Raw genomic sequence first — 3,354 nt, 5'->3', positions numbered from 1 at the left:
CAAGAGACAGGCTGCGCTCCGCCACCCAGCCGCAGCGCAGCGGGTTCATGGCGTGGAGGGGCGCCATGGGGCCGCGCGGGTCCCACCAGCGATCCGCCAGCGCATCGAATTTCGCGATTTCCTCCGCCCTCGCCGTGCCGGACATGCGATTCTCCCAAGGGTGTCGTCGTGCGGACGAGGTTGCAGCCACCCGCAGCGCCCGGTATCTGTCCCGACCTTTCGCGGCGCGCAACCGCCGCCGCTCCTTAGCAGAACCGGAAAACCCCCGGCGCCATGGCCCGTATCGTGATGAAGTTCGGCGGCACCTCCGTCGCCGACCTGGACCGTATCCGCAATGTCGCCCGCCGCGTGAAGCGCGAGGTGGAGGCTGGCAACGAGGTCGCCGTGGTGGTCTCCGCCATGTCGGGCGTGACCAACCAGCTGGTGAAGTACTGCACCGACCTGTCGCCGCTGCACGATGCGCGGGAATACGACGTGGTCGTGGCGACCGGCGAGCAGGTGACCACCGGCCTCACCGCCATCGCCCTGCAGGCGGAGGGCGTCGATGCGCGCTCCTGGCAGGGCTGGCAGGTGCCGGTCCGCACCGACGGCGCGCATGGCAAGGCGCGGGTCGAGGAGATCGACGGCTCGGCGCTGATCGAGCGCATGAAGGCCGGGCAGGTGCCGGTGATCGCGGGCTTCCAGGGCATCGGCCCGCGGGAGCGCATCACCACGCTGGGCCGCGGCGGTTCCGACCTTTCGGCGGTGGCCGTGGCGGCGGCGGTGAAGGCCGACCGCTGCGACATCTACACCGATGTGGACGGCATCTACACCACCGACCCCCGGATCGTGCCGCGCGCCCGCAAGCTGGAGCGCGTGAGCTTCGAGGAGATGCTGGAGCTGGCCTCGGTGGGGGCCAAGGTGTTGCAGACCCGCTCGGTCGAGCTGGCGATGAAGCAGAAGGTTCGGGTGCAGGTCCTGTCCTCCTTCGAGGACAAGCCGGGCTCCCTGGTGGTGGACGAGGACGAGATCGTGGAACAGCCCGTTGTGACCGGCGTCGCCTATTCGCGCGACGAGGCGAAGATCACCCTGCGCCGCCTGCCGGACAAGCCCGGCATCGCGGCCCATGTCTTCGGCCCGCTTTCGGCGGCCAATGTGAACGTGGACATGATCGTCCAGAACCTGGGCGCCGACGGCACCACGGACATGACCTTCACGGTGGGCAAGACCGACCTGCCGCGTGCCCGGGAGACGCTGGAGAACGCCCGGTCCTCGATCGGCTTCGACGCCATTCTGACCGATCCGGAGGTCGCCAAGATCTCCATCGTGGGCATCGGCATGCGCTCCCATGCCGGGGTCGCGGCCACGATGTTCAACACGCTGGCCGAAAAGGGCATCAACATCCAGGTCATCTCCACCTCGGAGATCAAGACCTCGGTGCTCATCGGCGTGGAATACACCGAACTGGCGGTGCGCGCCCTGCACACGGCCTATGGCCTCGACGCGCCGGCCGGGAAGGCTTCCGCCTGATGCTCGCCCCGTCCCCCGCCGTTCCGCCGGCCACCGAGGGCCCCGATCCTGCCGCCCTCGCCGAACTCGACCGGCTGATGGCGCGCGGGGCGGGCTTCCTGGGCTCCCACTGGGCGATCCTGGGCGGCGCCATGTCCTGGGTCAGCGAGCGGCACCTGGTGGCGGCGCTGAGCGAGGCCGGGGCCTTCGGCGTGCTGGCCTGCGGCGCCATGGAGCCGCCGCGCCTGGCCGAGGAGATCGCCGCGACCCAGGCGCTGACGGACAAGCCCTTCGGCGTGAACCTGATCACCATGCATCCCCGGCTGGAGGATCTGGTGCAGGTCTGCCTGGACGCGAAGGTGGGCCATATCGTCTTCGCCGGCGGCATCCCCCCCGGTCCCGCGATCCGCAAGGCCAAGGATGCCGGCGCCCGGGTGATCTGCTTTGCCCCCGCCCTGGCCCTGGCGAAGAAGCTGGTCCGTTCTGGCGCGGATGCGCTGGTGATCGAGGGCTCCGAGGCCGGCGGGCATATCGGCCCGGTCAGCCTGAACGTCCTGGCGCAGGAGATCCTGCCCCATGTCCGCGACGTGCCGGTCTTCGTGGCCGGCGGCATCGGGCGGGGCGAGGCGATCCTGTCCTATCTGGAGATGGGCGCCGCCGGGGCGCAGATCGGCACCCGCTTCGTCTGTGCCAGCGAATGCGTCGCGCACCCGAACTTCAAGCGCGCCTTCATCCGCGGCGCGGCGCGCGACGCGCTGCCGACCGTGCAGCTTGACGAGAGCTTTCCCGTGATCCCCGTCCGCGCCCTGCAGAACGCGGGCACGAAGCGGTTCCTGGAGCACCAGGCGGAGGTGATCCGCCGCTTCCGGGCCGGGGAGCTGACGAAGGAGGCCGCGCAGCTCGACATCGAGCATTTCTGGGCCGGGGCGCTGCGCCGGGCGGTGGTCGATGGCGACGTGGAGAACGGCTCCCTGATGGCCGGCCAGTCGGTCGGCATGGTCCTGCGCGAGGAGCCGGTGACGGCCATCCTGGCCGAGATCGTGGCACAGGCGGCCGCCGCGATCGCGGCGCGCGGCCTGCCCGCCCGCGAAACCCCGGGGGGGATGGGGGGGTTTGCTCCGCCGCAAGCTGCGGGATAGGGTCGTTTCTTGCCCGATGACATGACGCCGATGGCCAGAACAGTGGAATCGACCGCCCTCGATACCTCCGGGGTGGGAGCAGAGCTTCGTGACGCCCGCCTGGCGATCGGCGCGTCGATCGAGGACATGTCCGAGCACCTCCGCATCAGCCGCCGCTACCTGTCGGCGCTGGAGGAAGGGCGGACCCGGGACCTGCCGGGGCCGACCTATGCACTCGGCTTCGTGCGCTCCTATGCCCAGTCCCTGGGCCTGGACGCGGAGGAGCTGACCCGGCGCTTCCGCGACGGGGCCGGGGCGGCGGCGAAGCAGCGCACCGACCTCGTCTTCCCCGAACCTGTGCCCAAGCGCGGCGTGCCGGCCGGGGCGGTGATCCTGATCGGCGCCGTGCTGGCGATCGGCAGCTACGTGGCCTGGTGGCAGTGGAGCGGCTCCGGCGACCGGAGCCTGGACCGTGTCGAGGCGCCGCCGCGCCGGTTGGAGGAGGCCGCCGGAACGGCGCCCCGCCCCGCCGCGCCCGTGCTGCCGCCGACCCTGGGACAGGTGGTGCCCGCCTCGCCGCCCTCCACGGCGGGCGGCCATACGCCGGTCCCGAATCCGGCGCCCGGTTCCACGGCCGGTCCGGCCCCGGGAACGGCCGCCTCCGTGGCGCCGCCGCCTGCCCGGCCCGCCGCTCCGACGCCCGGTAGCCCGCCCGGTGCCCTTCCCCTGTCTCTTGATCACAAGTCTC

Annotated in this window: 3 protein-coding genes and 1 pseudogene; 3 read left to right on the top strand and 1 reads right to left on the bottom strand. The window is 71.5% G+C overall.

The window, feature by feature from the left end:
* A pseudogene (locus tag ROTAS13_RS28275) lies at positions 1-145 on the bottom strand (bifunctional 3-demethylubiquinol 3-O-methyltransferase/2-polyprenyl-6-hydroxyphenol methylase); the annotation flags it as partial.
* A gap of 128 nt (positions 146-273) precedes the next feature.
* Here ROTAS13_RS28275 and ROTAS13_RS21560 point away from each other — a divergent pair.
* The 3 genes from ROTAS13_RS21560 to ROTAS13_RS21550 form a co-directional block, all read left to right on the top strand.
* Positions 274-1,509 (top strand): aspartate kinase, encoded by a 1,236-nt coding sequence (locus ROTAS13_RS21560; RefSeq protein ID WP_019461168.1) that lies wholly within the window; start codon positions 274-276, stop codon positions 1,507-1,509.
* Entirely contained in the window at positions 1,509-2,627 is a 1,119-nt protein-coding gene (locus tag ROTAS13_RS21555) for a nitronate monooxygenase family protein (protein WP_075823369.1), read from the top strand. The genes ROTAS13_RS21560 and ROTAS13_RS21555 overlap by 1 nt, the downstream gene beginning before the upstream one ends.
* 9 nt (positions 2,628-2,636) lie before the next feature.
* Positions 2,637-3,354: RodZ family helix-turn-helix domain-containing protein (locus tag ROTAS13_RS21550; RefSeq protein WP_139323476.1), on the top strand; the 718-nt coding region annotated here is incomplete at its 3' end.

Source organism: Roseomonas sp. TAS13, assembly GCF_001950415.1.
GTDB classification, from domain to species: Bacteria; Pseudomonadota; Alphaproteobacteria; order Acetobacterales; family Acetobacteraceae; genus Roseomonas; species Roseomonas mucosa.
The sequence above is the reverse complement of the archived record's forward strand: the minus strand, read 5'-3'. Positions and strand labels throughout refer to the sequence as shown.